Here is a 22,047-nt window from a genome sequence, read left to right on the forward strand (position 1 = left end):
ACCCCATGGGAGGAAGCGCGATGACCGATCGGATACTCCTTCGCGCCGGGCACGTCGTCTCGATGGACCCGGACATCGGGGACCTGCCCCGGGGTGACGTCCTCATCGAGGACGGAACGATCACGGCCGTGCGGCCGGAGATCAGCGCCGACGCCGAAGTGCTCGACATGACCGGCCGCATCGTGATCCCCGGCTTCGTCGACACCCACCGGCACACCTGGGAGGCCTCGATCCGCGGCGTCGCCCCGGACGCCACCCTCGACGACTACTTCGTCGACATCCTCGACACCTTCGCCCCGCTCTACACGCCGGAGGACGTCTACGCGGCCAACCTGGCCGGTGCCCTGGAGTGCCTGAACGCGGGCATCACCACCCTGGTCGACTGGTCCCACATCAACAACACGCCCGAGCACCCCGACGCGGCGATCCAGGCGCTCGCCGAGACCGGCATCCGCGCCCAGTACGCCTACGGCAGCGCCAACACCTCCCTCGCCGAGTACTGGTTCGAGAGCAAGATCGCCATCCCGGGCGACGACGTACGCCGTGTCCGCGCGAAGTACTTCTCCTCCGACGACGGCCTGCTCACCATGGGCCTGGCCACCCGCGGCCCCGGCTTCTGCGTCAACGACGTCGTCACCTCCGAATGGGCCCTCGCCCGCGAACTGGGCATCCCGATCACCGTGCACGTGGCGATGGGCCGCCTCGCCGGCCGCTTCGGCATGGTCAAGCAGCTCAACGACCTGGGCCTCCTCGGCCCGGACACCACCTACATCCACTGTTGCTACCTCCACGAGGACGAGTGGCGGATGGTCGCCGACAGCGGCGGTACGGTGTCCGTCGCGCCGCAGGTGGAGACGCAGATGGGGCACGGCTGGCCGCCCGTGATGCAGGCGGTCGAGCACGGCCTGCGGCCCTCCTTGAGCGTCGACGTCGTCACCACCGTGCCCGGCGACATGTTCACCCAGATCCGCGCGGCCTTCGGCGCCGAGCGCGCCCGGGTCAACGCCGACTGCTGGCAGGCCAACCTGCCCGCGCCCGAGACCATGTTGACGGCACGCCGGATGCTGGAGATGGCGACGCTCAACGGCGCGCACGTCGCGGGACTGGAACACCGCACCGGTTCCCTGACCCCCGGCAAGCGCGCCGACGTCGTCGTCCTCGACGCGACCGCGCTGAACATGGCCCCGGTGCACGACGCGGCCGCCGCGGTGACGCTGTGCGCCGACGTCTCCAACGTCGAGACGGTCCTCGTCGACGGCGTGATCCGCAAGCGGGACGGGAAGCTGACGGCCGACGTGGCACGGGCGCGGCGCCTGGTCGAGGAGTCCCGCGACCGGCTGCTGGCCGCGAAGGAGGCGAGGAAGACCGCATGACACGGCACTTGGTGCGCCGGGCCGCCGACCTGCCCGAGCCGCCGTACGACCGGCTCGGGTACCGCAGACGGACCCTGGTCGGCGAGGACGACGGCAGTGTGCACACCGGCTTCGGCGTCTGCGAACTGCGGCCCGAGGGCCGGGTGCCCGCACACGTCCACTCGTACGAGGAGAGCTTCCACATCCTCGACGGGAGCGTGATCCTCGACGTGCCGGAGGGGTCCCACCTCCTGGTGGAGGGCGACTACGGCCTCCTGCCGACCGGTGTCCCGCACGCCTGGCGCGGCACCGGGGAGACGGCCGCGCGCTGGGCGGACATGCTGGCGCCGGTCCCGCGGGCGCGCTACGGGTACGACACCCAGGAAGTGCCCCAACTGCCCGCGAACGAGCCCGCCTTCATCGACGTCCGCGACCCCCGCACCCGCTCCTTCGGCCACTTCGAGCCCGCCCAGATGGACCCGGACCGGCAGTCCCAGGACCTCCTCGCGGTCTCGGCGAGCATGCGCACCGCACTGCTCGTCTACAGCGGCATCACGGTCAAGATGATGGTCGACGGCGACCTCGGCGCCGTCGCCTCGACGATGTTCATGGTGCGGTACGCGCCCGACGGCGTCGCCGGCACGCACGACCACCCCTTCGAGGAGACGTACTACTTCCTCGAAGGGGAGGCCGAGGCGGTCTTCGACGGCGAGACCTACCGCCTCGGGCCCGGCGACTGCGCCTGGGCGGGCGCCGGTTGTGTGCACGGCTTCGCCAACGCCGGTACGGGCGCGCTGCGTTGGCTGGAGACACAGGCGCCGCAACCGCCGACGCGCCACTCCTACCGGTTCACCCGGGACTGGGACTACCTCAGAAAGGCCCTGGAGTCATGAGCAGTGTCCTGGTCGTCGGCGGCACGTCGGGCATCGGCCGCGAGTTCGCCCGGGTCCGGGCCGACAGGGGCGACGAGGTCGTCCTCACCGGACGCGAGTCCGACCGCGCCGACGCCGTCGCCAAGGAGGTGGGAGCCCGCGGCCTCGCCCTCGACCTGTCCCGTCCCCGGGACATCGCCGCGGCCCTGGCCGACGTCGGCCGCGTCGACCACCTGGTCCTCGCGGGCGTCTCCCGCGACGAGAACCGCGTCACCGACTACGACATCTCCGCCGCCCTGCGCCTGGTCACGCTCAAGCTCGTCGGCTACACCGAGGTCGTGCACGTCCTGCGCCCGCGCATGACCGACGACTCCGCGATCGTGATCTTCGGCGGTCAGGCCAAGGAGCGCCCCTATCCGGGGGCCACGACGGTGGCCACGGTCAACGCCGGCGTACGGGGCCTGGTGAACACCCTCGCCGTGGAACTGGCGCCGGTCCGGGTGAACGCCGTCCACCCCGGTGTCGTCGGCGACAGCCCCTACTGGCGGGCCAAGCCGGAGGAGGTGCTGGCCGGCCTGCGCGCCCGGACCCCGACCGGACGGCTCGCCACCATGGCGGACGTCGTGGACGCGGTGGACTTCCTGCTGCGCAACAGGTCGGTGAACGCGGTGGAGTTGAGCGTGGACGGGGGGTGGCTGCTCGGCTGACCGGCAGGGCAGGCGGCCTGCGGGGCGTCGCGTCAGGCGGCGCGCCGCAGGCTGTCCTCCACCACGTCCTTGTCGAGCGCCGCCCGCACCAACGCGGCGGCGAGAGAGGCCGGTTGGGTGTTCCCGGCGAGTTTCACGAGTCGGTCGGGGTCCTTTGGCAGGCCCAGCCGTGCGGCGCCGTCGAGGGCCTTGCGGTCGAGGTAGGGGGCCACTTCGGGCCACACGCGCTGGACCTCGCGCAGGAAGATGTCGGCGCCGGCCGGGCCCAGCCCCGGGACCTCCTGGAGCAGACGGCGCAGTTCACCGACATCGCCGTCCGCCGCCTTCCGCATCCGGCGCAGGTCGCCGCCCCAGCGCTCGGTCAACAGCTGTGCCCCGTCACCGAGTTGGGTGGCGGTGCGCTCGTCGTAGCGGCGGTAGCCGCCGCGGCCCAGTGCGTCGACGCGGCGCTGCCAGTCTGCCCCGGCCATCCGGCGCGGGTCGCGCAGCCCGGTCTCGTACAGCTCCCGGGCGGTGGCCACGGCGATGGATCCGCGGATGCGGGCGCTCAGCAGCAGGGCCAGCACCAGCAGCCGGTACAGCGGCTGCGGGGTGTCCCTGAGCGTGATGCCCGCCTCCTCGGCGAACGTCCGCCCGTGCGCCCGCACGAGCTCCCGCACCACGTCCCGCTGCCCGCTCACGGCGTACGCCTCACGGCCGGAGCGGATCGTGGCCGATCGTCATCAGCAGGTGCCGGCGCCGGGTGTCCTCGGCCGCGGGCTCGTTCTCCAGGTCGGTCTGTTCCTCCACCGTGTCGACGACCTCGTGCATGACCTGGATGTCGTCGTCGGTGAGGTCGGTGCGCCGCTTCTGCAGGATCGCCAGGACGTGCTCCCCGGTCGGCGTGCCCGCGTGTTCGGGCAGCGGCTCCGACTGCTCGTCGGCGTCACTCACCCGCAGCCAGGCCGCCAGCTCCTGCGAGGTCATGTTCACCACGCGGTGGAACTCCTCCCACAGCGCGTCGAGTTCGAGGGCGTCGGTCATCGCGTGCCTCTTTCGGTACGTGCGTGTTCCGGTCGGTGCCACCGCGGTCCGGTCGGTGCCGCTGCGGTCCGGTCGGTGGCGTCGACTGCCGGTCGGTTCTCCCGGACGGTCACTTCTCGCTCGGGAAGTTCTCCGCCTCGAACATCCACCGCTGCTTCTCCAGGTCCGCGGTGATCGCGATCAGCAGGTCCTGGGTGACCGGGTCGGGCTCGTCGGTCGCGGCGATGCGCTCGCGCATCCGCCCGATCGCGGCCTCCAGCGCCTCCACCATCACCTGCACGACGTCGTTGTCGCGCACCCAGCCCTGCTCGGGGCCGGGCAGCCCGAAGTCGGCCGCGATCGTCTCCGGCCGGCCGTCCGGCGGCAGGCCGAGCGCCGCGGAGCGCTCCGCCACGGTGTCGGCGTAGGTACGGGCGGTGTCCACCACCTCGTCGAGCTGGAGGTGGATCGAGCGGAAACGTGGCCCCACGATGTTCCAGTGCGCCTGCTTCCCGATCAGCGAGAGCCCGAGAAGATCCACGAGGGTGTCCTGGAGTGCCTCCCCGGTCACCTTGCGCGCCGGTTCGGGAAGCGTGCTCTTCACCACGGCCATGGAGTGCTCCTCCTCGTGTCGTCCATGTCGTCAAGAAGCCGTGCCGCGTACGTCCTCGCAGGTCGCAGCGCACAACGGCCCATCGTCCGGGTGCCCGTCCGCATCCCGTGCAAACACCACGTACCACGTCCCGGTCAGCCTTCGGGGCCGCCCAGCACCCCGTCGAGGAACCGCGTCAGATCCGCGAACACCCGCGCCCTGTCGGTCTCGTGGAAGACCTCGTGCCGGGCGCCGCGGTAGATCCGCTCGGTGTGCCGGCCGGCGCTCAGCTGCTCGATCCCGACGCGGCTCCCGGCGAGCGGTACGAGCCGGTCGTCGTCGCCGTGCAGCCACAGAAGGGGGAGCCGGCCGACGTCGCCGCCCTCGGCCACGGTCGCCAGGGTGCGGGCGAACGCCTCGACCGTCGGCCGCTTCATCGGCCCGTGCCACACCAGCGGATCCGCCGCGTACGCCGCCCCGACCGCTGGCTCCCGGGACAGCGCGGCCGGACTGATCGGCGTGTCCGGGATCTCGGCGAGGGCGAGCAGCCGCCCGGGCAGCTCCCAGGCGCCGATCACCGGCCCCGAGAGCACCAGCGCGGCGAGCCGGTCGCCGTGGCGCTGGGCGTAGCGGGCCGCGATCAGCCCGCCCATGGAGTGCCCGACGACCACGACCGGCACACCGGGGTACGTCCCCCGCGCCAGTTCGGCCACTGCGTGCAGGTCGTCGACGACCTCCTCGAAGTCCACGATCAGCACCCGCTCGCCCGCCGACCGGCCGTGCCCCATGTGATCCGGACCGAAAACGGCCGCCCCGTGCCCCACCAGCACGCCCGCGAGCTCCTCGTACCGCCCGATGTGCTCCCCGTACCCGTGCGCGACGAGAGCGACGTACCGGGGCTGCTCCTTCGGCCACTCACGGGCCCGGACCGATCCACGACGTCCGGTCACCGCGTGCTCATGTGCGTCGGCCATGTCTCCTCCAGCTGCGTCCGAAAAACGCCAGGACCACCCACCGAGACGGTGCTTACAAGGACCGGTTGTCCGCACATAGCATCGGTCCCCGCATGAACACGATGACGCTCTGGCACACAACCGGCTGGGAATTCGCCGCCCTGGCCTTCGCGGCCCTCCTCGTAGGCTTCTCCAAGACCGCCGTGAGTGGGGCCAACACGGTGAGCCTCGCCATCTTCGCCGCGGTCCTGCCCGCCCGCGCGTCCACCGGCGTCCTCCTGCCGGTCCTGATCGTCGGCGACGTCCTCGCCGTCGTCACCTACCGCCGGCACGCCCACTGGCCCACCCTGTGGCGCCTGTTCCCGGCGGTCGCCGTTGGCGTGGTGGTCGGCACGCTGTTCCTGATGTGGGCGGACGACGGCATCGTGCGGACGTCGATCGGCGCGATCCTGCTGTTGATGGCGGGGGTGACGGTCTGGCGCCGGCGCACGGCCGAAGCGGACGAGGAGCCGGACTCCGTGAGCAGCCGGGCCGGGCGGGCGAAGGCCCGCTCCTACGGTGTCCTGGGCGGTTTCACCACCATGGTCGCCAACGCGGGCGGCCCGGTGATGTCGATGTACCTGCTCTCCGCGGGCTTCCGCAAGCTCGGCTTCCTCGGCACCTCGGCGTTCTTCTTCCTGATCGTCAACGTCTCCAAGGTGCCCTTCAGTGCGGGCCTCGGCCTGATCGACGGCCGCTCCCTGCTCCTCGACGCCGCGCTCGCCGTGTTCGTCGTACCCGGCGCGCTGTTCGGCAAATGGGCTGTGAACCGGATCAACCAGCGCCTCTTCGAGCAGCTGGTCATCGCCGCGACGATCGTCGGCGGGCTGCAGCTCCTGTTGCGCTGAAATCACCGTCCCGAACCCGGGAATGCGGCGAGGGGGGACCGCGTTACACCACATGTGATTGACATGCTCGGATCAAAGATCCGTGGCGTGGGCGAAGGGAGGACCCCATGGCTCGCAGCAAGGCGCGCCCCGTCGTCACGCTGAGGTCGACGGCCGGAACCGGCGTCACCTACGTGACCCGCAAGAACCGTCAGAACCAGCCCGACCGGATGGTTCTGCGCAAGTACGACCCGGTCGCCGGGCAGCACGTCGAGTTCCGCGAGACCCGCTGAACGAAGACCGCCCGCCCCAGGCCGCTCCCAAGGAGGGAAACCCCGTGAAGCCCCGCATTCATCCCGACTCCCGGCTCGTCGTCTTCCGTGACCGCGCCGCGGACGTCGCGTTCCTGACCCGCTCGACCGCCGACTCGCCGCGCACGATCGAGTGGCAGGACGGCAACACCTACCCGCTGATAGACGTCGAGATCTCCTCGGCCAGCCACCCCTTCTACACCGGCAACCAGCGGGTCCTGGACACCGCCGGCCGAGTCGAGCGCTTCGAGCGCCGCTACGGCCGCACGAGGAAGGCAGCACGATGAAGGTGCGCAAGTCGCTGCGCTCGCTGAAGGCCAAGCCCGGCGCCCAGGTGGTCCGCAGGCGCGGCACGGTCTTCGTGATCAACAAGAAGGACCCCCGCTTCAAGGCCCGCCAGGGCTGACGGCGGCACAGAACACGCAGGGCGGCTCCGCCTGGGGCCGCCCTGCACGTCGTTCCGCAGGCTGCCGCGCCGGCTCCCCCGTCTCCGGGCCCGCCGAGACGCCGGTCGCCGCTCGCGGCCGAGGGCCTCGTAGGCTCACCCCATGTCCCCGCACGTCCTGATCCTCGGTGGCACCGCCGAGGCCCGTGAACTCGCCGCCGCGCTGGTGGCCCGCCCCGGCCTGCGCGTCACCACCTCTCTCGCGGGGCGCGTGACGCGGCCGGGGGCGCTGGCGGGGGACGTACGCGTCGGAGGCTTCGGCGGTGCCGAGGGACTGGCCGACTGGCTGCGCGAGCAGCGCGTGGACGCGCTGGTCGACGCCACCCACCCCTTCGCCGAGGCGATCACCGCCCACGCGGCACAAGCGGCCGCGACGGCCGGCGTACGGGCCGTCGTGCTGCGCCGGCCCGGCTGGCGGCCCGGCCCCGAGGACCGCTGGCACACGGTCGCGTCCCTGAGTGAGGCGGCGGACCTGCTGCCGCGGTTCGGACCCCGGGTCTTCCTGACCACGGGACGTATGGGTCTGGCCCGCTTCGCCCATCTGGCGGACCGTCACTTCGTGGTGCGCTCGGTCGATCCCCCCGAACCCCCCATGCCCCCGCACACCGAAGTCCTGCTGGCCCGCGGCCCGTTCACCGTGACCGACGAACTGACCCTGCTGCGCGAGTACCTGATCGACGTCCTGGTGACCAAGGACAGCGGCGGACGGGCCACGGCCGCCAAGCTGACGGCGGCCCGCCGGCTGCGTCTGCCGGTCGTGATGGTGACCCGCCCGCCGCTGCCCGAGGGAGTGAGTGTGGCGAGGGACGTGGCGCAGGTGCTGGAGTGGCTGGACCTCGACACGCCGTGACCCGGCGCCGGAACCGCTCGGCGCTCAGCCCGTGCCGCTCGACGCGAGCTCCGGCTGTACCCGCTCCTCCCGCCAGTTCCCCCAGGCCGCGCCGAGGACGGCGGCCCCGACAAGATCGGCACGAGGACGACGTCGCGCCGGCCCCGGTCCACAACGGGCGGCTGCGCGCGCGGCGGACGGCGCGAGGTCCTCGGGCACTGTCACGAGGTCACGATCACACCGACCGGTGGGCTACCGGCGCGTGCGGGCGCCCCCCGGATAGCGCCGGACACCGCAGTCCGGACGGCCCCGAGCACCGTCGTCCGGACGGCCCTCCGGACTACCGTTCCCCGGGGTGGCGCCCAGGACTACCGTTGCCCGAGGTGGCGCCCAGGACTACCGTTGCCCGGGGTGGCGCCGCAGCAGGTACGTGTCCATGATCCAGCCCTTGCGCTCGCGCGCCTCGGCCCGCAGCCGCTCGATCCGCGGAGCGGCCTCGTCGATCGGACCGGAGACGAGGATCTCGTCGGGGGTGCCGATGTACGCGCCCCAGTAGATGTCGATGTCCTGGTCCGCGTACCGCCGGAAGGCCTGGTGGGCGTCGAGCATCACCACCACGTCGTCCACGCCCTCCGGGAAACCCTCACAGAGCCGCCGCCCGGTGGTGATCTGGACGGGGCGGGCGACCCGGTTCAGGCCCGTGCGGTGCCGGGCGACGAGCGCCGAGACACTGCTGATGCCCGGCACGACGTCGTACTCGAAGGCCACGGCGCCGCGCTCCAGGACCTCCTCCAGGATGGCGATCGTGCTGTCGTAGAGCGCCGGGTCGCCCCAGACCAGGAACGCGCCGCTCTGTCCGTCGCCCAGTTCCTCGGCGATCAGGCGCTCGTAGATGCCGGCCCGGGCGCTGCGCCAGTCCCCGACGGCGGGGGAGTAGGCCGCACCGCCCGCCCCACGGTCCCGCTCCGGGTCGCGGGCCTCGACGATCCGGTACGACGCCCCCTCGGGCATGTGCGTGTCGAGCATGTCCCGACGGAGCCCGGTGAGGTCGCTCTTCACCTCGCCCTTGTCCAGGACGAAGAACACGTCCGTGCTCCGCAGCGCCTTGACCGCCCGCAGGGTGAGCTGGTCGGGGTCGCCCGCGCCGATACCGATGACATGAATCTTTCGCACCCCCCGAGTCTGCCGCACGCCACCGGCAGCCCGGACACCGCGTCCGGGCCGGCTGGGGGGGAACGGCTCACGGTGCGCCGGGAGGCGTCCTCCTACGTCCGAAGCCGGGGCGCCCGCTCCGCCGCGTCGACGGTCTCCCCGCCCCGCTCCACCACCTCCGCAAGCTCCCGCGCCCAGGCGGACAGCCCCGTCAGATCCATCCCGTAGGGCTGCCGGCGCTCCGTGTCCGCCGCCCAGGCCGACACGGCGCCGGCTCCCCGCCGCAGCAGCCGGGCGCCGCCCGTGGCGTTCCCGCGGGCCGAGTGGGTGAGGCCGACGGCGAGCTGGGCGAGGCCGCGCCACAGTTCCCGCTCCTCCGCGGGACCCGACTTCCAGGCGTCCTCGAAGACCTCGTGCGCGTGGAAGGGCTTGCCCTCGGCCAGCAGCGTCTGCGCCTCGGCGACGGTCTCCTCCGGCGTGCGCACGACCCCCTCCGGCTGCCGGGCCACACCGGCCGCGCCGTAGGGCAGCGGCCGCCCGAGTCCGTCCCTCGGCCGGGCGTTGCGTGCCCGGCCCTCGCCGTCCCGGTCCCGCGCGTCCACCGGCTCTCCTGAGGATGTGCTGCCCATACGCCGATTGTCGCGCGCCCGGTGCCCCCTTTCGGCCCCGCCCCCACACGTGAGGTAAAGTGCTGTTCGCGCGATCACGCGGTTCACCGCGGGAAGCGCACCGGGACGTGGCGCAGCTTGGTAGCGCACTTGACTGGGGGTCAAGGGGTCGCAGGTTCAAATCCTGTCGTCCCGACGGTCACGATGTCGCAGGACATCGAAAGCCCCCGAACCCATGGGTTCGGGGGCTTCGTCGTGTTGCGGACGGGAGCGACCGAGAACCTGTACGGCCGGGGCCCGTGAGCACGCCGACGACGAGCCCGGCCGGGCACCACCGCGCGGGTGATGCCCGGCCCTGGCCGGGGCCGTGTCCTGAGGCCGTGTCAGCCGGTGGGCGGCACGCTAGCCGCGCCGCCCCGCCGAGTCCTGGCCGATCGCGTCCCGGCTGTCACCGGAAACCGGCAGCGCGTCGGGGTGCCCGGCGCCGGAGACCGCCGCCGGCTCCGCCCGGTCCGCGTGACCGGGCCACCACGCCGCGTGGCCGATGAGCGCGGTGAGGCTCGGCGTGAAGAACATCGCCATCACGAAGGCGGCGACCGCGATACCGAAGGAGACCGCGAAGCCCATCTCCGTGAGCAGCGCGTTGCCCGCCAGCATCATCGTGGCGAACGTGGCCGCCAGGATGAAGCCGGCCGCGGCCACGGTGGGACCGGCGTGCCGGAGCGCCATACCGGCGGCTTCGCGCGGTTCCCGGCCCTCGCGGGCCTCCTCCCGCAGCCGGGCGATCATCAGGATGTTGTAGTCCGTGCCGATGGCGACCACGAAGAGGTACATGATCACCGGGAGCATGAACATCAGCCCCGACTTGCCCTGCGCCTCCTGGAAGATCCACACCGTGGCGCCGAGCGTGGCGCCGAAGCCGAGGCCGACGGAGGCGATCAGGTACCAGGGAGCGACCACGCTGCGCAGCAGCAGACCCAGGATCACCATGATCAGCAGGGCGGCGACGGGGAAGACCGTGCGGTAGTCGTGGGTGACCGCCGCGTCGATGTCCTTGTAGATCGAGGACATGCCGCCGACCAGGGCCTTCGTGCCGTCCGGAGCGTCGGCGTGGGCGACGTCGCGCACCTTGCCCACCGCGTCCAGCGCCTTGTCCGTGGAGGCCTCGTACTTGAGCGTGACGGTGAAGTCCGCGGTGGTGCCGGCCTTGTTCACCTGTGTCATCCGGGCGTTCGCCACGCCGTCCACGGCGCCGAGCTTCCTGGCGTAGGCGTCGAAGGCACCCTTGTCCAGCGGCTTGCCGTCGGTGCTGGAGAGATAGACGTCGGTGGGGGCGGCTGCGCCCGCCGAGTACGCCTTCTGCATCTCGTCCTGGACGACCATGGACTCCTTGGTCTTGGGCATGGAGCCCGCGGCCAGGTCGAACGTGGCGTTGAAGCCGAGCGTGCCGAGCGACAGCGCGACCAGGACGAGACCGGAGACCGCGGCGGTCAGTGCCGGACGGCGTTCCACCCCGCGCCCCAGTGCGGCGAACCGGGCGTTCTCCGGTTCGCGCTGCCAGGACTTCGACGGCCAGAACACCTTGGGCCCGATCAGCGAGACCACCGCCGGGATCAGGGTCAGGGCGGCGAGCAGGGTGACGCTGACCGCGATGGCGAGCGCCGGGCCCATCTGCTTGAGGAAGCCCAGCGTCGACAGCACCAGCGCGAAGAAGGCGATGATGACCGCGCCGGCGGCCGAGGCGATGGCCTCACCGACCCGCGCGACCGCGTTGATCATGGCCTGTTTCGGTTCGTCGCCGCCCCGCAGCCGTTCGCGGTAGCGGAACATCAGGAACAGGAAGTAGTCCGTGCCCACGCCGAACAGCACGACGATCAGGATCGACGAGATGGAGCTGTTGGCCTGGAGGTCGAACAGCTTGGTGGCGTAGGCGATCAGCCCGTTGGCGATGGCGGACACCAGGCCGATCAGGAACAGCGGCAGGACGGCCAGGATCGGCGCCCGGAAGATGATCAGCAGCGTCACCAGAATGATCACGAAGGTGCCGATGCCGATCAGTGCCTCGCCGCGCTTGGACGAGTCCTGTTGGTCGAGTGCCTGCGCGGCGGAGCCGCCCAGCTTGACCTCCAGGTCGGTTCCCTTGACCAGTTGCTTGACGTCGTCGCGCAACACCTTGGCGGCGTCGGCCTGTTTGGGCTGGCCGGCGTTCTTGCTGTCCATCTGGACCAGGGTCATGGTGTACCGGCCGTCCTGGGACGGCCGGCCGGGGACGACCTTCTGCACCTGGTCGATGTGCTTGTCGCCCAGTTCCTTGGTGATCCGGACGACGTGCTGCTGGTCGGCGGCGGTCAGCTTCCCGCCGTCGGTGCGCTGGTACAGCGCGATCGCGGACGGCGTGAAGGCGCTGGGGAACGCCTTCGCCTGGAGGTCCGCGGCTTTGATCGACTCGTAACTCTTCGGCAGAAAGCTGCTCTCGTCACTGCTGGACGGCAGGCTCGGAGCGGTGGCGACGATCGCCGCCGCGGCGATCAGCCATGCCACGATCGTCCAGACGGGATGTCGGACGACGACATTGCCAATACGTCGGAACATGCGGGAGGGTCCTCCTGGTCAGGAAGATCACCGCAGCCCGGGGAGCGGACCCTGGCATCGGCGACCTCGGCCGGCCCTCGGGGCACTCCTCCCGTCGGGACGACCGAATGGTTGTCTCAGGTACCAAGCCTAGTGATGCTCATGACCAACGGTGTCGGGTGCCCTGCGGAAGTCGAGCGTCGTTCGAGCGGGCGTCCGTTCAGAGGTGGGTCGCGCGGCGGACGGTGAGGATGGCGATGTCGTCCTGTCTGCGGTCGTCGCCGGTGAACGCGAGGGCGTCCTCGTACAGGGCGCGGGGCAGTTCGGTGGGGGAGAGGCCGAGGTGCTTCGACAGGCGCTCGTCCAGCGGGTAGAAGGTGCCGTCGTCGGCCCGGGTCTCCGTCAGGCCGTCGGTGGTCAGCAACAGGGTGGAGCCGGAACGGAAGTCGAACCAGTCGACGGTGGCCGGTTCCACGGCGAGTTCGGCGAGGCCGAGGGGGACGCCGGTGTCGAGCGGCGGCGTGGTGACGAGCCCGTCGTGCATCAGCAGGGGCGGGACATGCCCGCAGTTGACGACCTGCGCCTCCTCCTCCGTGTCGATGCCGAGGATGAGGGCGGTGACGAACCGCTCGTCCTCACCGGTCTGCTCGGCATAGGAGTTGTGGCGTACGACGGCGGCGTCCAGGGCGTCCACGAGGGCGGTGAGGGTCGGTTCGCGGTGGGCGGCCTCGCGGAACGCGCCGATGACGGCGAACGCGGCGCCGACGGCGGCCAGGCCCTTGCCCTGCACGTCGCCGATCAGCACCCGCGTGCCGAAGGGCGAGGCGACGACGTCGTAGATGTCCCCGCCCACCAGGCGGTCCTCCTGGACGGGTTCGTAGACGCCGTTGACCAGGACGTCGTCGGTGACCAGGGGCAGGGGATGCAGGATGTGCCGCTGCATGGCGGCGGCGGTGGAACGCAGCCGCAGCATCTCGCGCTCGCGTCCCACGCGGCGGTGACAGGCGTAGACCGAGATCCCGCCCAGGGCGAGGGTGAACAGGACGAGCAGCACACGGTCGAGCCAGTGCCCGTCCAGGGGGGCCCGCAGCACCACCGTCGCGGTGACGGCCAGCGCGGTCCATGCGGCGACGAACGCGGTCTGCACCACCGTGCACAGCGCCGAGGCCGTACCCGGCAGGAACACCAGCAGCCCGAGCAGCCACACCTCGGACCCGGACAGGTTGCTGAGCACCTCCACCAGCACCGTCACCGCCACCACACCGGCCACCACGTCGATATTGGCCGGCGGCTCGATGGCATCGACGGCGTCGGCGGATCTCTTGCGACGGCTACCGGTCATGGGGGCTCCCGGGCGAATGGCGATCTCTTCGTACGTTAGGTCAGGTCGGGCGGAATTAACCCGCTGGGCGGAAGCCGCCCGGCCGGACCGTACGGCTCCTGCCGCACCGAGCCCTGCCGACCGCCGCCCAGCCGGGTGCGTACAACGCGCACGGCGGCGGCGGGGACATCGCGCTGTACCACGTGCAAAACGCCCACCGCGGCGGTCCCCGGCGGTGGGCCGGGCGTCGGCGGGATGATCACGGGCGGCCGGCCGCTGACCGTCGCCCCGGGGAGCCGGGGAGTGCTCTTCACCGGCAGCAGGTCGTGCGTGATGGGGGGCGTCCTCTCCAGCGCGGCAGGCACCCGGCGCGCCCGGTTCGGCCTCGCCACCGCGTCCGACCGGTACGCGGTCGCCGCGACCGTCCGGCCCGTCTCATCCGGCCCGTCCCCGTCGGCGACCCGCAGCTTTCGGTGCGGGCCGTCCGGCCTGTCACGGGGAGGCCTGCTCCCGCGCGTCCTGCGTGAACCGGTCGAGCAGGGCGTCCAGCCCGACGGCCAGTCCTTCGGCTCCGCCCCGTTCGGTGAGCGCCGGGGCGGTCCGCCGCAGTCCCGGCAGGTCCTGGGGCGGCATGCGGTGCAGACCGAGGCGGAACGCCGGGTCCTCCTCGTCGGGGTTGTCGACCATCGGCCGCAGCTCGACGGACACGTACCCGAGCAGCCAGGCGGTGAAGGCCCGGAAGAGGTCGGCAGTACCGGCGTCGTCGAGGCCCGCCCGCCGCAGCAGGTCGAGCACCCGCTCGTGGTCCTTCAGTACGGCAAGCGGGCGACGGGCCAGTGGCACCGCCAGCATGCGCGTGGTGAGCAAGGGGACCACGTGGGGATGCGCCATGCACACCTCGTACGTGATGCGGGCGACGCGATGGAGTTCGGTGCGCCATGGGGCGGCATCGGCGTCCGCGTCGGGACCGGCGTCCAGTCGTTCCGCCAGCTCCAGGTACAGAGCCTCCACCAGCCCGTCCAGCAGGGCGTCCTTGCCGGCCGCGTACCGGTACAGGGCCATCGCCTCCACGCCGAGCTCGGCGCCCAGCCGCCGCATGCTCAGCGCCGACAGGCCCTCCCGGTCCACCAGTTCCAGCGCGCTGGCAAGCACGCGTTCCCGGCTCAGCCGCCCGTACCGGCCGCGGTCGCTGGCCCGCCGGGCCGGATCGGACCCGGTGGATCTGACCATCGTCCTGTCTCCTCACCGCCCGGCAAACACCTCGCGGTGAGCGTACGACGTAAACGTCCGCACCGTCACACGCGCGGGCCCGGAATGATCGCCCGAGATGCCCCGGTCGTCCGTGCGGGCTAGGCTCATGGGTCGAGGCAGGTTGCCCCCCGATCCGTGAACCGGACTTCGCAGGCCTCACCGCCGGGCAGGAATCGCTGTGAACGGACCCGCTGTACTCCTGATCAACACCTCGACCGGGCCCGTGCACGTGACGACTCCGGTGCCACGGGAGACCTGGTGGATGCTCGCCCACAAGGATGCGGCGACCAACGTCACCCAGACTCCGGCGTGGCTCGACTGCGTGTGCGCGACGGGTCGGTTCCGGGATGCCAGCCGGTTGTACGAGTTCGAGAGCGGCGGCCGGCTCGTGCTTCCCCTGGTGACCAGGCTCCGGCGGCCGCCCTCGCTGACGGCGCAGGAGTCCTGGCCGGGAGAGTGGGGCATCGGTGGGCCGGTTTCCTCCGGGGTGGTGGGCCCACGGGAGGCCCGGGCGGTCTTCGACGACCTGGCGCGGCTACCGGCCCTGCGGGTCGGTTTGCGATTGCGTCCCGAGGACTCGGAGGTGTGGTCACGCGCCGTACCCGCGGCCTTCCAGGAAGACCGCCACACGGTTCAGGTGCTCGACCTTGAGGGTGGGTTCGGCACGGTCTGGGAACGACGCTTCCACCAGAGCGTTCGGCGTGGTGTGCGCCGGGCCGAACGCTCGGACGTCGACGTGGAGGTGAACCGTACCGGTCGGCTGGTTCCGGAGTTCTACCAGTTGTTCGAGCAGTCGATCGTGCGCTGGGCCGCGCGGCAGCACGAGCCGCTGGCGCTCGCCCGGTGGCGCAGGAAGCGCGCGTTCCCGAGGGAACGGCTGGAAGCAGTCGCGGACCTGCTCGGAGAGTCGTGCGCAATCTGGATGGCCCGCCGCGCCGGGGAGCCCGCCGCGGCGATCGTCGTCCTGCGTCACGGTCACCACGCCAAGCTGTGGCACGCGGCCATGAACCGGGACCTGGCCCATCCTGTCCGGGCCAATCATCTGCTGCACCGGCTGGCGATCGACGACGCGTGCGCAGCCGGCTGCCTGCGGTACGACTTCGGCGGATCCCGGCAAGGGGTGTCGCTCGCCGCCTTCAAGGAGGGCTTCGGCGCGGAGCCCTTCACCTCACCCCGGTACTACCGGGAACGGCTCCCCGTCTCCGCGGTCGACCGCGCACTCAGGAAGGCCGCCAAGCGCGTGATCCGCTTCGAGGAAGGGTGATTCCCGCCCCCGCCCGCGCCATGGGTCACCCGACGGCCGGCTGACGGGCGTTGACGGCCCTGAGCGCGATCCGGCGCAGTACGGAACTCCCGGCCACCATCGCTCGCACCTTCTGTCCCGACGTCATCTGGGCGTGCCGCAGCGCGGCCGGCAGGGTGCCCAAGGTCACCCACCCTTCGCCCAGAGGCAGGGTGCCCGTCTTCATCTCCTGCTTGTAGCGCTCGTCCCCCTTCCCGAGGTCGAGGTGCTCGATGCCCCGCGCCGCCGCGGCCTCGGCCATGCGCAGCAGGAGAAGGATGCCCGGCGAGAAGCGCGCCGCCTCGGGGTCGTAGGCGGGGAACCAGTACTGGAGCACGCGCCCGGAGCGCAGCCCGAAGTGCATGGCCACGGGCCGGTCGCCCGCGTACAGCGTGGACAGCGTGCCGGTGCAGGTGGCCGACCTGGTGCGCATGAGCCCGCGCAACAGCGCCACGACCGAGGGTTTCGCGAAGAGGTCCACCTGCCCCTTCGCCCGGTACTGCGCCGACTTCCAGCGCATGAGCGTGTCGAGGCGTTCGGGCGCGGCCTCTTCGAACACCAGCGATGTCTCACCCAGACTGCGCGTCAGCCGGCGTTCCTTCGCCTCCAGTTGCCTCATCCGGGCCGGTGACCTGCCGCGCAGATCCCCGGCGTAGGCCTCGTACCCGGACGTCAGGTCGATGACCGGTGACGCGGACCTGCGCACCACCCCGCCGGCGAAGGGCCTCTGGCCGGTGGTGAGATGGTCGTACCGCCAAAGGCGCAGTCCACAACCCCGCAGCAGCGCCCGGACGTCCCAGTCCAGTCCCGGCGCGTGCACCAGTCCCTGCACGTCGGACAGGCCGCTGCCGATGGGCAGCCCGAGTCCCAGCCTGTGGTGCTCGTACGGGAAATACCCCACCGGCACGGGCCCCTCCGAGAGCACGGCGACGCGGGCTGTGGCCCGGTGCCGGCCGACGGCCAGGGTGAACTGCGGCGACAGGAAGGGACTGGCGAGGTCCGGAGTGGCTTGCTGCAGAGCCTTCCACGCGGCGATGTCCGCGGCGCCGAGGCGGTCCGGGGTGAGCACGGTCACCGTCATGGTGTGGCTCCTCTCTGCAACTTCGCGATCACCGAGGCGTAGTCCCCGAGTGAGGATCCGGGTGTGCCGTCGTACAGGTTGTGGTCGAAAGCCCACATCAGTCCCGTGAGCCCGCAGGACTTCAGCTGGCGCGCGGCATCGTTCATGACGCCCGGGTAGTAGGCGGCCACATGCGGGCCCGCGCTCTCCCCGCTGATGACGAAGCCCTCGTGCGCGGCGATCCGGGAGATCCACCGCACCGACGACCACGTTCGCGCCCGGGCCTCGGTGCCACGGGTGAGGGCGTCGGGCGTGACGGCGCCGTCCGCGGGCCGGCAGGTGTTGTTCCTCGGCGTACCCGAACCGTCCACCAGCGCGGTGGAGACCAGTTGTACGGTGCGCCGGTGCTCGATCAGGCCGATGGTGCGGAAGAAGCCGGCGCCGCGGCTGATGAGCCCCGCGTCGGCCGTCGCGCCGAGGTGAGCGCGGACGGCCGTGGACAGGTCGCTCGGATAGAACCCGCCTCCGGGGATCAGCACCAGCAGCAGCCCGTGGTAGCCCAGGGCTTCGTACTGCCTGGTCTGCCAGTTCACCGCGTCGGCGAGCGCCGCGACGTACCAGTCGTACCACCGGGATACCTGGCCGACGGTGAAGGAGGCCCCGTGGTAGGTGGTCTGCCCGGGCCGCCAGCCCGGGTAGGGGTTCGGCGGCACGGTCGCGGGCCGGCCGGGATCCGCCCCGCTCGCCTGCGCGTGCCGGTCGAAGGCCCAGTACGACGCCGCGCCCCCGCTGCTCGAGGCCGGTGGTGGGTAGGTGAACTCCCCGGTGTCGTTCACGCCGATGCGCAGTGCCCAGAAGTTGCCCAGACCGATCTCCTGGTCCAGCCGTCGCAGGTAGCCCTCCACCTCGTTGCGGATCTCCTGGCTGAACACCAGGTTCGGGGTGGAGGTGAAGCGCGCGCCGCCCTGGTCGGTGAAGGCGTCCTCCGGATATCTGCCGCTCAGCCAGGACGGTGGGTTGTTGAGTCCGACGCCCGCTTCCACATGCAGTCCCGCGTCCCGGAACATCCGCAGCTTCCGCTTGAGCGCGGCGACGTAGTGCTGGTCCACCTGCCCCGGGGCCGGTTCGAACCGGTCCCAGTACACCGACATATGGGCCACACGCATGCCTCGTGCCTTGTCCGCCCCGGCGGTGCGCGGGCTCGTCTGCAGGGTGCCGAAGAAGAACCGCTGGTGGGGGTCGCCGGGGTCGCCGAGACGGATGAAGGAGACCACCGCGGCCACGACGGCGACGACCACCGCGTAGACGACCCACCGGCGCGCCCGCGAGCGCCCGGTCGCGCCGCCGTACCCGCTGCGGCCCGTCATGCCAGCAACTCCTCGTACAGACTGGAGTACTGCGCCGCGAACTGCGCCACCCCGAAACGCTCCTCGACCGTCACGCGGCCCCGCCGCGCCAGGTCCTGCCAACACCGGGGCCGGTCCAGCACCTGCCGCAGCAGACGGCCGGTCCGCTCGCAGTCGCCCGGAGCGGCCGTCAGCACGGTGCCGCGCAGGGACTCGAACTGCGGCAGCTCGCTCAGCACGACGGGGCGCCCCGTGGCGAGAGCCTGGAGCACGGTGAGCGGAACGTCCGCCTTGCCGCCGAGCGCGCGGGGCACGTAGAGGAGGACGTCCGCGGATGCCAGGAGGGCATGCATGTCCGAGCCGCTGCCGAGCACTTCGGTGTCCGCGAGGCCCTGGCGGGCAGCCTGGGCACGCAGATTCTCCTCCAGGGTGCGAGTGTCCTGGCCCGGCCGGTCGCGCAGCGCGAGAACCAGCCGGAAACGGGCTCCCGCGCGAGCCGCCACCGCGGCCGAGGCGATCGCCTCCTCGGCACCGCCTCCCGCGTCGTGATGACCGGTGACCAGCACGGTCGGCCTGTCCGTGGACGGCCGGGGCCGGAGGGGCCACTCGTCCAGCCGGACGACGGGCCGGATGACCCGTACCTGGTCGAAGCCGGCGGTGCGCATCTGCGCCGCGGTGACCTCGGACAGCGCCACGGTCGGCCCGAGTGGGCGGGACCGTGCGAGAAGCGCGGGGTTCATGACGCCGGGGACGGTGTGCAGGACCGGTGTGTCGCCGACAAGCCGGTCCCAGAGACGGGAAAAGAGGGGAAAGCTGCTGCCGATGGTCATCACGGCGTGCACGAGGTCGCACCGCCGGGTGAGGGCACACCCGGCCGCCGCAGCCTGCACCCGCACCGGCAGACGCGGGACACCGTCACGGGACAGAAGGGGAACGGACCGCCCCGGCAGGTCCCACACCGTCTCGTCGAGCCCGGGCCACCTGCGGAACCACAGATAACTGACCTGGGGAATGCCTTGGGCGAGGGCCATCGCGAGATCGGTGTCACCTCCCCGCCCCCCGTCGACCGGGCCGCTGGTGAGGAGCAGGACACGAGGCCGACTGCGGTCACGGGCCATGGTCGGCCCCCGTCCGCAGGCCGTGGGCGGACGCCCGGAACCGGAGATACGTCTTGTCGGGCAGTGGCAGCTTGTACAGCGCGAGCGTGCCGTAGGAGCGTCCGTGGAAGGCGAACACCAGGTGGCCTTCGGCCGCGAGGTGCCGCGCCGTGCGGGCATCCATCGTGCCGTACCCCTGATCGATCACCTTCCACGGGACGACCAGATAACGGGCGTACGCCCGGGTTCGAGCCTCGGGTGTGACCCAGTCGCCCATTTCGTACCTGTCCCGCAGCGCCCACGACGAGATACCGCCGCTGGCGCCGCCGTCGGCCGCGATGACCGCGCTGCCCACGGGCACGTGCTTTTTCATGTAGCCGCGCAACTGGGCGTAACCGTCGTCGCGCCCGGTGTGCACCTTGGCGTAGGAGATGCCCGAGAAGGCGACGGTCACCGTCAGGAAGCCGACGAGGGCCACGAGCAGGACCCTGCGCACCGCCCGGCGGCCGTCGCGCCGCCGGAAGCGCTCGATGCCCACTCCGAGCGCGGCGCCCAGCACCACCACGGTGGGCACGATGAGCAGATAGAGCGCCTGTTCCTCAAGTGTCCCCTGGGCGAGCGCGAAGGCCAGAGTGAGTCCGGCGCACAGGTGGAACAGGGCCAGCATCCTGAGCACAGGGTCCTTGCGGCGCAGCACGATCACCAGAGCGACAGGGCCGAGCAGCAGCAGCGCGTAGGTGGAGGCGAACGTCGTCACCTGGTCGATGAGCCGGCTGGTCAGCGACGGAGTTCCCGCGGCGTGGAACCCGGACTCCTGGACGATCCCGAGCAGGCGGGCCGCACCGTGGCTCTTGTCGTACCAGAACGGGGTGAAGTGACCGTAGAGTCCGACGAGGGCCACATACAGTCCGTACGGCACGACGGCGGCCGCGAGCGCGGTGAGCAGCAGTCTCCTGGGAGGTCCCCAGCCGAGGATCAGCGCGAGGACCAGGGGCAGCACGCTGATGAGCGCCGAGTGGTCCTTCGTCAGCAGCGCCAACCCGAAGAGCAGACCGGCCGCCACGGCCCGCAGCCGGGGCCGGCCGGGCAGCGGCTCGCGGGCCAGGGACAGCAGGACCAGGTATCCGGCCAGCACGAACAGCACCGTCTCGGTGTCCAGCATCACCCGGTCGTTCTGCCGGATGACGTACGGGTCCAGGGCGAACAGCAGGGCGGCCACGACACCGGCGGCGCGGGACCCGGCCCTGCTGACCAGCAGCAGTATCAGGACCGCCGTCGCGGCTCCCAGGAGGACGTTCACCAACCGGGCCTGGTACAGGCCGGTGACGAGATCGGGGCTGATGCCGACGAGCTTGCCCCAGCCCGCCTCCACGTAGAAGTAGCCGGGCGGATGCAGGAAGAACAGGCCCTCGGAGGTGCGGGGGAAACCGCCGTGCGCAGCGCTGACGCCGAGCTGCCGGTAGATCAGTTCGTCGACGAAGAGGTCCGCGGAACGGCCCACGTTCACCAGCCGCAGCGCCGCGGCCAGCAGGAAGACGCCGACTGCCAGGACACCCGTCGGCACGGCACGGCGCGCCGCCGGCGGCGTGGTCTGCACAGGGCGTGCCTCGAGGGTGGTCATGAGGAGGTCTCGCTGAACAGGTAGAGCTCGGGGCCGAGCGGGACGTGGCCGCCGGGGAACATGGCCCGGGACTGCGTGCGGTAGCCGAGGATCGCGGCGGACTTGGCGCCCAGTCCCGTGGTCCAGGTGACTTCTTCGCGCAGGCCGTTGCGGCGTACGAAGTCGGTGTCCATTGCCTCGTGCCGAATGTAGGGGAAGTCGCCGTAGTAGACGACGTGGCGTCGGCTCGTCTCGGCCGCCGTCCTGACCAGCAGATGGTCGACGTGCCCGCCGATCGCGAGCGGCGCGAGCAGCAAGGGCCGGGCTCCGACCGACGGTTCCGGGGCGGCGAGCGACCTGACGGTGCGGGTGAGGGTGCGCAACAGGTCGCCGTCGTAGGGCGAGATGCGGCCGGCGGCGAGGTGCCGACGGTAGGTGGGATAGACGTGCTCGCGCTCGGGCAGCAGCCGGCTCAAACCGCGTGCGGCCCCCCTCCCGCGAAGGGCCTTGCGGCGGAAGAGCCCCTCCGTGAGGCCCATGTGCCGCCAGGTGATGCCCATGGCCGTGAGCACATCCCGGTCCTCGGCGCGGCGAGCGGCGTACAGCTCCTCTGCGTCACGCATCCCGGACAGATGCAGGAAACGGCGAGCCGACAGGGTGTACGGCGGCGGGGCACCCGTCGTGAACAGCGTGACGACGGTGACGGGCGCATGCTGGCGGGTGTGCGCCATCAGAGCCCCGCACGACAGCACCGCGTCGTCGAGGTGAGGTGAGAGCACCACCAGGGGCACACCCTTCTCCACCGCGGTGGAGAACGGATCAGCAGTCAT

General features: G+C 71.6%; 23 protein-coding genes and 1 tRNA gene. 10 read left to right on the forward strand and 14 right to left on the reverse strand.

Annotated features, from left to right (window positions below; all coding sequences use genetic code 11):
- The first annotated feature begins 20 nt into the window (after positions 1 to 20).
- Genes FBY22_RS11325 through FBY22_RS11335 form a run of 3 tightly spaced genes read left to right on the forward strand, consistent with a single transcriptional unit; the run spans position 21 to position 2,931 of the window.
- Positions 21 to 1,373, forward strand: a complete 1,353-nt coding sequence (locus FBY22_RS11325) for an amidohydrolase family protein (RefSeq protein ID WP_142144658.1) — start codon at positions 21 to 23, stop codon at positions 1,371 to 1,373.
- The gene (locus tag FBY22_RS11330) at positions 1,370 to 2,245 is read left to right on the forward strand and encodes a cupin domain-containing protein (protein ID WP_142144659.1); all 876 of its coding nucleotides are present in this window, start codon (positions 1,370 to 1,372) and stop codon (positions 2,243 to 2,245) included. Before FBY22_RS11325 ends, FBY22_RS11330 begins: the two co-directional genes overlap by 4 nt.
- Positions 2,242 to 2,931 (forward strand): SDR family NAD(P)-dependent oxidoreductase, encoded by a 690-nt coding sequence (locus tag FBY22_RS11335; RefSeq protein WP_142144661.1) that lies wholly within the window; start codon positions 2,242 to 2,244, stop codon positions 2,929 to 2,931. Before FBY22_RS11330 ends, FBY22_RS11335 begins: the two co-directional genes overlap by 4 nt.
- Positions 2,932 to 2,963: 32 nt before the next feature.
- Here FBY22_RS11335 and FBY22_RS11340 read toward each other — a convergent pair whose 3' ends face one another.
- The 4 genes from FBY22_RS11340 to FBY22_RS11355 all read right to left on the reverse strand — a co-directional run bounded on the left by FBY22_RS11340 (position 2,964) and on the right by FBY22_RS11355 (position 5,499).
- Positions 2,964 to 3,611 (reverse strand): endonuclease, encoded by a 648-nt coding sequence (locus tag FBY22_RS11340; RefSeq protein ID WP_142144663.1) that lies wholly within the window; start codon positions 3,609 to 3,611, stop codon positions 2,964 to 2,966.
- A 10-nt stretch (positions 3,612 to 3,621) separates the two neighbouring features.
- Positions 3,622 to 3,954 carry a DUF3140 domain-containing protein gene (locus FBY22_RS11345; protein ID WP_142144665.1) on the reverse strand — a complete coding sequence of 111 codons (333 nt, stop codon included), beginning with the start codon at positions 3,952 to 3,954 and terminating at the stop codon, positions 3,622 to 3,624.
- A gap of 109 nt (positions 3,955 to 4,063) precedes the next feature.
- On the reverse strand, positions 4,064 to 4,546 hold the full coding sequence (locus tag FBY22_RS11350; RefSeq protein ID WP_142144667.1) for a Dps family protein: 483 nt from the start codon (positions 4,544 to 4,546) through the stop codon (positions 4,064 to 4,066).
- A 134-nt stretch (positions 4,547 to 4,680) separates the two neighbouring features.
- The gene (locus FBY22_RS11355) at positions 4,681 to 5,499 is read right to left on the reverse strand and encodes an alpha/beta fold hydrolase (RefSeq protein WP_142144669.1); all 819 of its coding nucleotides are present in this window, start codon (positions 5,497 to 5,499) and stop codon (positions 4,681 to 4,683) included.
- Positions 5,500 to 5,591: 92 nt separating this feature from the next.
- Between FBY22_RS11355 and FBY22_RS11360 the strand changes: the two genes are divergently transcribed.
- The 5 genes from FBY22_RS11360 (at position 5,592) to FBY22_RS11380 (ending at position 7,950) form a co-directional block, all read left to right on the forward strand.
- Complete coding sequence (locus FBY22_RS11360) at positions 5,592 to 6,365, forward strand: sulfite exporter TauE/SafE family protein (RefSeq protein ID WP_142144671.1); 774 nt, start codon at positions 5,592 to 5,594, stop codon at positions 6,363 to 6,365.
- Between the two features lie 107 nt (positions 6,366 to 6,472).
- On the forward strand, positions 6,473 to 6,637 hold the full coding sequence (gene rpmG / locus FBY22_RS11365; protein ID WP_142144673.1) for a 50S ribosomal protein L33: 165 nt from the start codon (positions 6,473 to 6,475) through the stop codon (positions 6,635 to 6,637).
- A 44-nt stretch (positions 6,638 to 6,681) separates the two neighbouring features.
- Positions 6,682 to 6,942, forward strand: coding sequence for a type B 50S ribosomal protein L31 (locus FBY22_RS11370; protein ID WP_142144675.1), 261 nt, complete (start codon positions 6,682 to 6,684; stop codon positions 6,940 to 6,942).
- Positions 6,939 to 7,061 carry a type B 50S ribosomal protein L36 gene (gene ykgO / locus FBY22_RS11375; protein ID WP_142144676.1) on the forward strand — a complete coding sequence of 41 codons (123 nt, stop codon included), beginning with the start codon at positions 6,939 to 6,941 and terminating at the stop codon, positions 7,059 to 7,061. Before FBY22_RS11370 ends, ykgO begins: the two co-directional genes overlap by 4 nt.
- A gap of 142 nt (positions 7,062 to 7,203) precedes the next feature.
- Positions 7,204 to 7,950 carry a cobalt-precorrin-6A reductase gene (locus tag FBY22_RS11380; RefSeq protein ID WP_142144678.1) on the forward strand — a complete coding sequence of 249 codons (747 nt, stop codon included), beginning with the start codon at positions 7,204 to 7,206 and terminating at the stop codon, positions 7,948 to 7,950.
- A 375-nt stretch (positions 7,951 to 8,325) separates the two neighbouring features.
- Here the strand turns inward: FBY22_RS11380 and cobF are convergent, their stop codons facing one another.
- Together cobF and FBY22_RS11390 are read right to left on the reverse strand one after the other, a co-directional pair.
- A complete protein-coding gene (gene cobF, locus FBY22_RS11385; RefSeq protein ID WP_160159867.1) occupies positions 8,326 to 9,102 on the reverse strand; it encodes a precorrin-6A synthase (deacetylating) in 777 nt (258 codons plus the stop codon).
- 92 nt (positions 9,103 to 9,194) lie between these two features.
- A complete protein-coding gene (locus FBY22_RS11390; protein WP_142144683.1) occupies positions 9,195 to 9,710 on the reverse strand; it encodes a DUF309 domain-containing protein in 516 nt (171 codons plus the stop codon).
- A gap of 101 nt (positions 9,711 to 9,811) precedes the next feature.
- Here FBY22_RS11390 and FBY22_RS11395 point away from each other — a divergent pair.
- A tRNA-Pro gene (locus FBY22_RS11395) sits at positions 9,812 to 9,885 on the forward strand.
- A 206-nt stretch (positions 9,886 to 10,091) separates the two neighbouring features.
- Here the strand turns inward: FBY22_RS11395 and FBY22_RS11400 are convergent.
- The 3 genes from FBY22_RS11400 to FBY22_RS11410 form a co-directional block, all read right to left on the reverse strand.
- On the reverse strand, positions 10,092 to 12,281 hold the full coding sequence (locus FBY22_RS11400) for an MMPL family transporter (RefSeq protein ID WP_142144685.1): 2,190 nt from the start codon (positions 12,279 to 12,281) through the stop codon (positions 10,092 to 10,094).
- 199 nt (positions 12,282 to 12,480) lie between these two features.
- The gene (locus FBY22_RS11405; protein WP_142144687.1) at positions 12,481 to 13,602 is read right to left on the reverse strand and encodes a PP2C family protein-serine/threonine phosphatase; all 1,122 of its coding nucleotides are present in this window, start codon (positions 13,600 to 13,602) and stop codon (positions 12,481 to 12,483) included.
- Between the two features lie 471 nt (positions 13,603 to 14,073).
- Complete coding sequence (locus FBY22_RS11410) at positions 14,074 to 14,811, reverse strand: TetR/AcrR family transcriptional regulator (protein WP_142144689.1); 738 nt, start codon at positions 14,809 to 14,811, stop codon at positions 14,074 to 14,076.
- 199 nt (positions 14,812 to 15,010) lie between these two features.
- On the opposite strand from FBY22_RS11410, the gene FBY22_RS11415 reads away from it, so the two are divergent.
- Complete coding sequence (locus tag FBY22_RS11415) at positions 15,011 to 16,096, forward strand: GNAT family N-acetyltransferase (RefSeq protein WP_142144691.1); 1,086 nt, start codon at positions 15,011 to 15,013, stop codon at positions 16,094 to 16,096.
- A gap of 25 nt (positions 16,097 to 16,121) precedes the next feature.
- Here FBY22_RS11415 and FBY22_RS11420 read toward each other — a convergent pair whose 3' ends face one another.
- The 5 genes from FBY22_RS11420 to FBY22_RS11440 all read right to left on the reverse strand — a co-directional run bounded on the left by FBY22_RS11420 (position 16,122) and on the right by FBY22_RS11440 (position 22,047).
- A complete protein-coding gene (locus tag FBY22_RS11420) occupies positions 16,122 to 17,195 on the reverse strand; it encodes a GNAT family N-acetyltransferase (protein ID WP_142144693.1) in 1,074 nt (357 codons plus the stop codon).
- The gene (locus FBY22_RS11425; protein WP_142144695.1) at positions 17,192 to 18,541 is read right to left on the reverse strand and encodes a beta-galactosidase; all 1,350 of its coding nucleotides are present in this window, start codon (positions 18,539 to 18,541) and stop codon (positions 17,192 to 17,194) included. Before FBY22_RS11425 ends, FBY22_RS11420 begins: the two co-directional genes overlap by 4 nt.
- On the reverse strand, positions 18,538 to 19,551 hold the full coding sequence (locus tag FBY22_RS11430) for a glycosyltransferase (RefSeq protein WP_160159868.1): 1,014 nt from the start codon (positions 19,549 to 19,551) through the stop codon (positions 18,538 to 18,540). Before FBY22_RS11430 ends, FBY22_RS11425 begins: the two co-directional genes overlap by 4 nt.
- 76 nt (positions 19,552 to 19,627) lie before the next feature.
- Entirely contained in the window at positions 19,628 to 21,238 is a 1,611-nt protein-coding gene (locus FBY22_RS11435; RefSeq protein WP_142144699.1) for a phospholipid carrier-dependent glycosyltransferase, read from the reverse strand.
- The gene (locus FBY22_RS11440) at positions 21,235 to 22,047 is read right to left on the reverse strand and encodes a PIG-L deacetylase family protein (RefSeq protein WP_142144701.1); all 813 of its coding nucleotides are present in this window, start codon (positions 22,045 to 22,047) and stop codon (positions 21,235 to 21,237) included. The genes FBY22_RS11435 and FBY22_RS11440 overlap by 4 nt, the downstream gene beginning before the upstream one ends.

It is taken from the genome of Streptomyces sp. SLBN-31 (assembly GCF_006715395.1).
GTDB lineage: Bacteria > Actinomycetota > Actinomycetes > Streptomycetales > Streptomycetaceae > Streptomyces.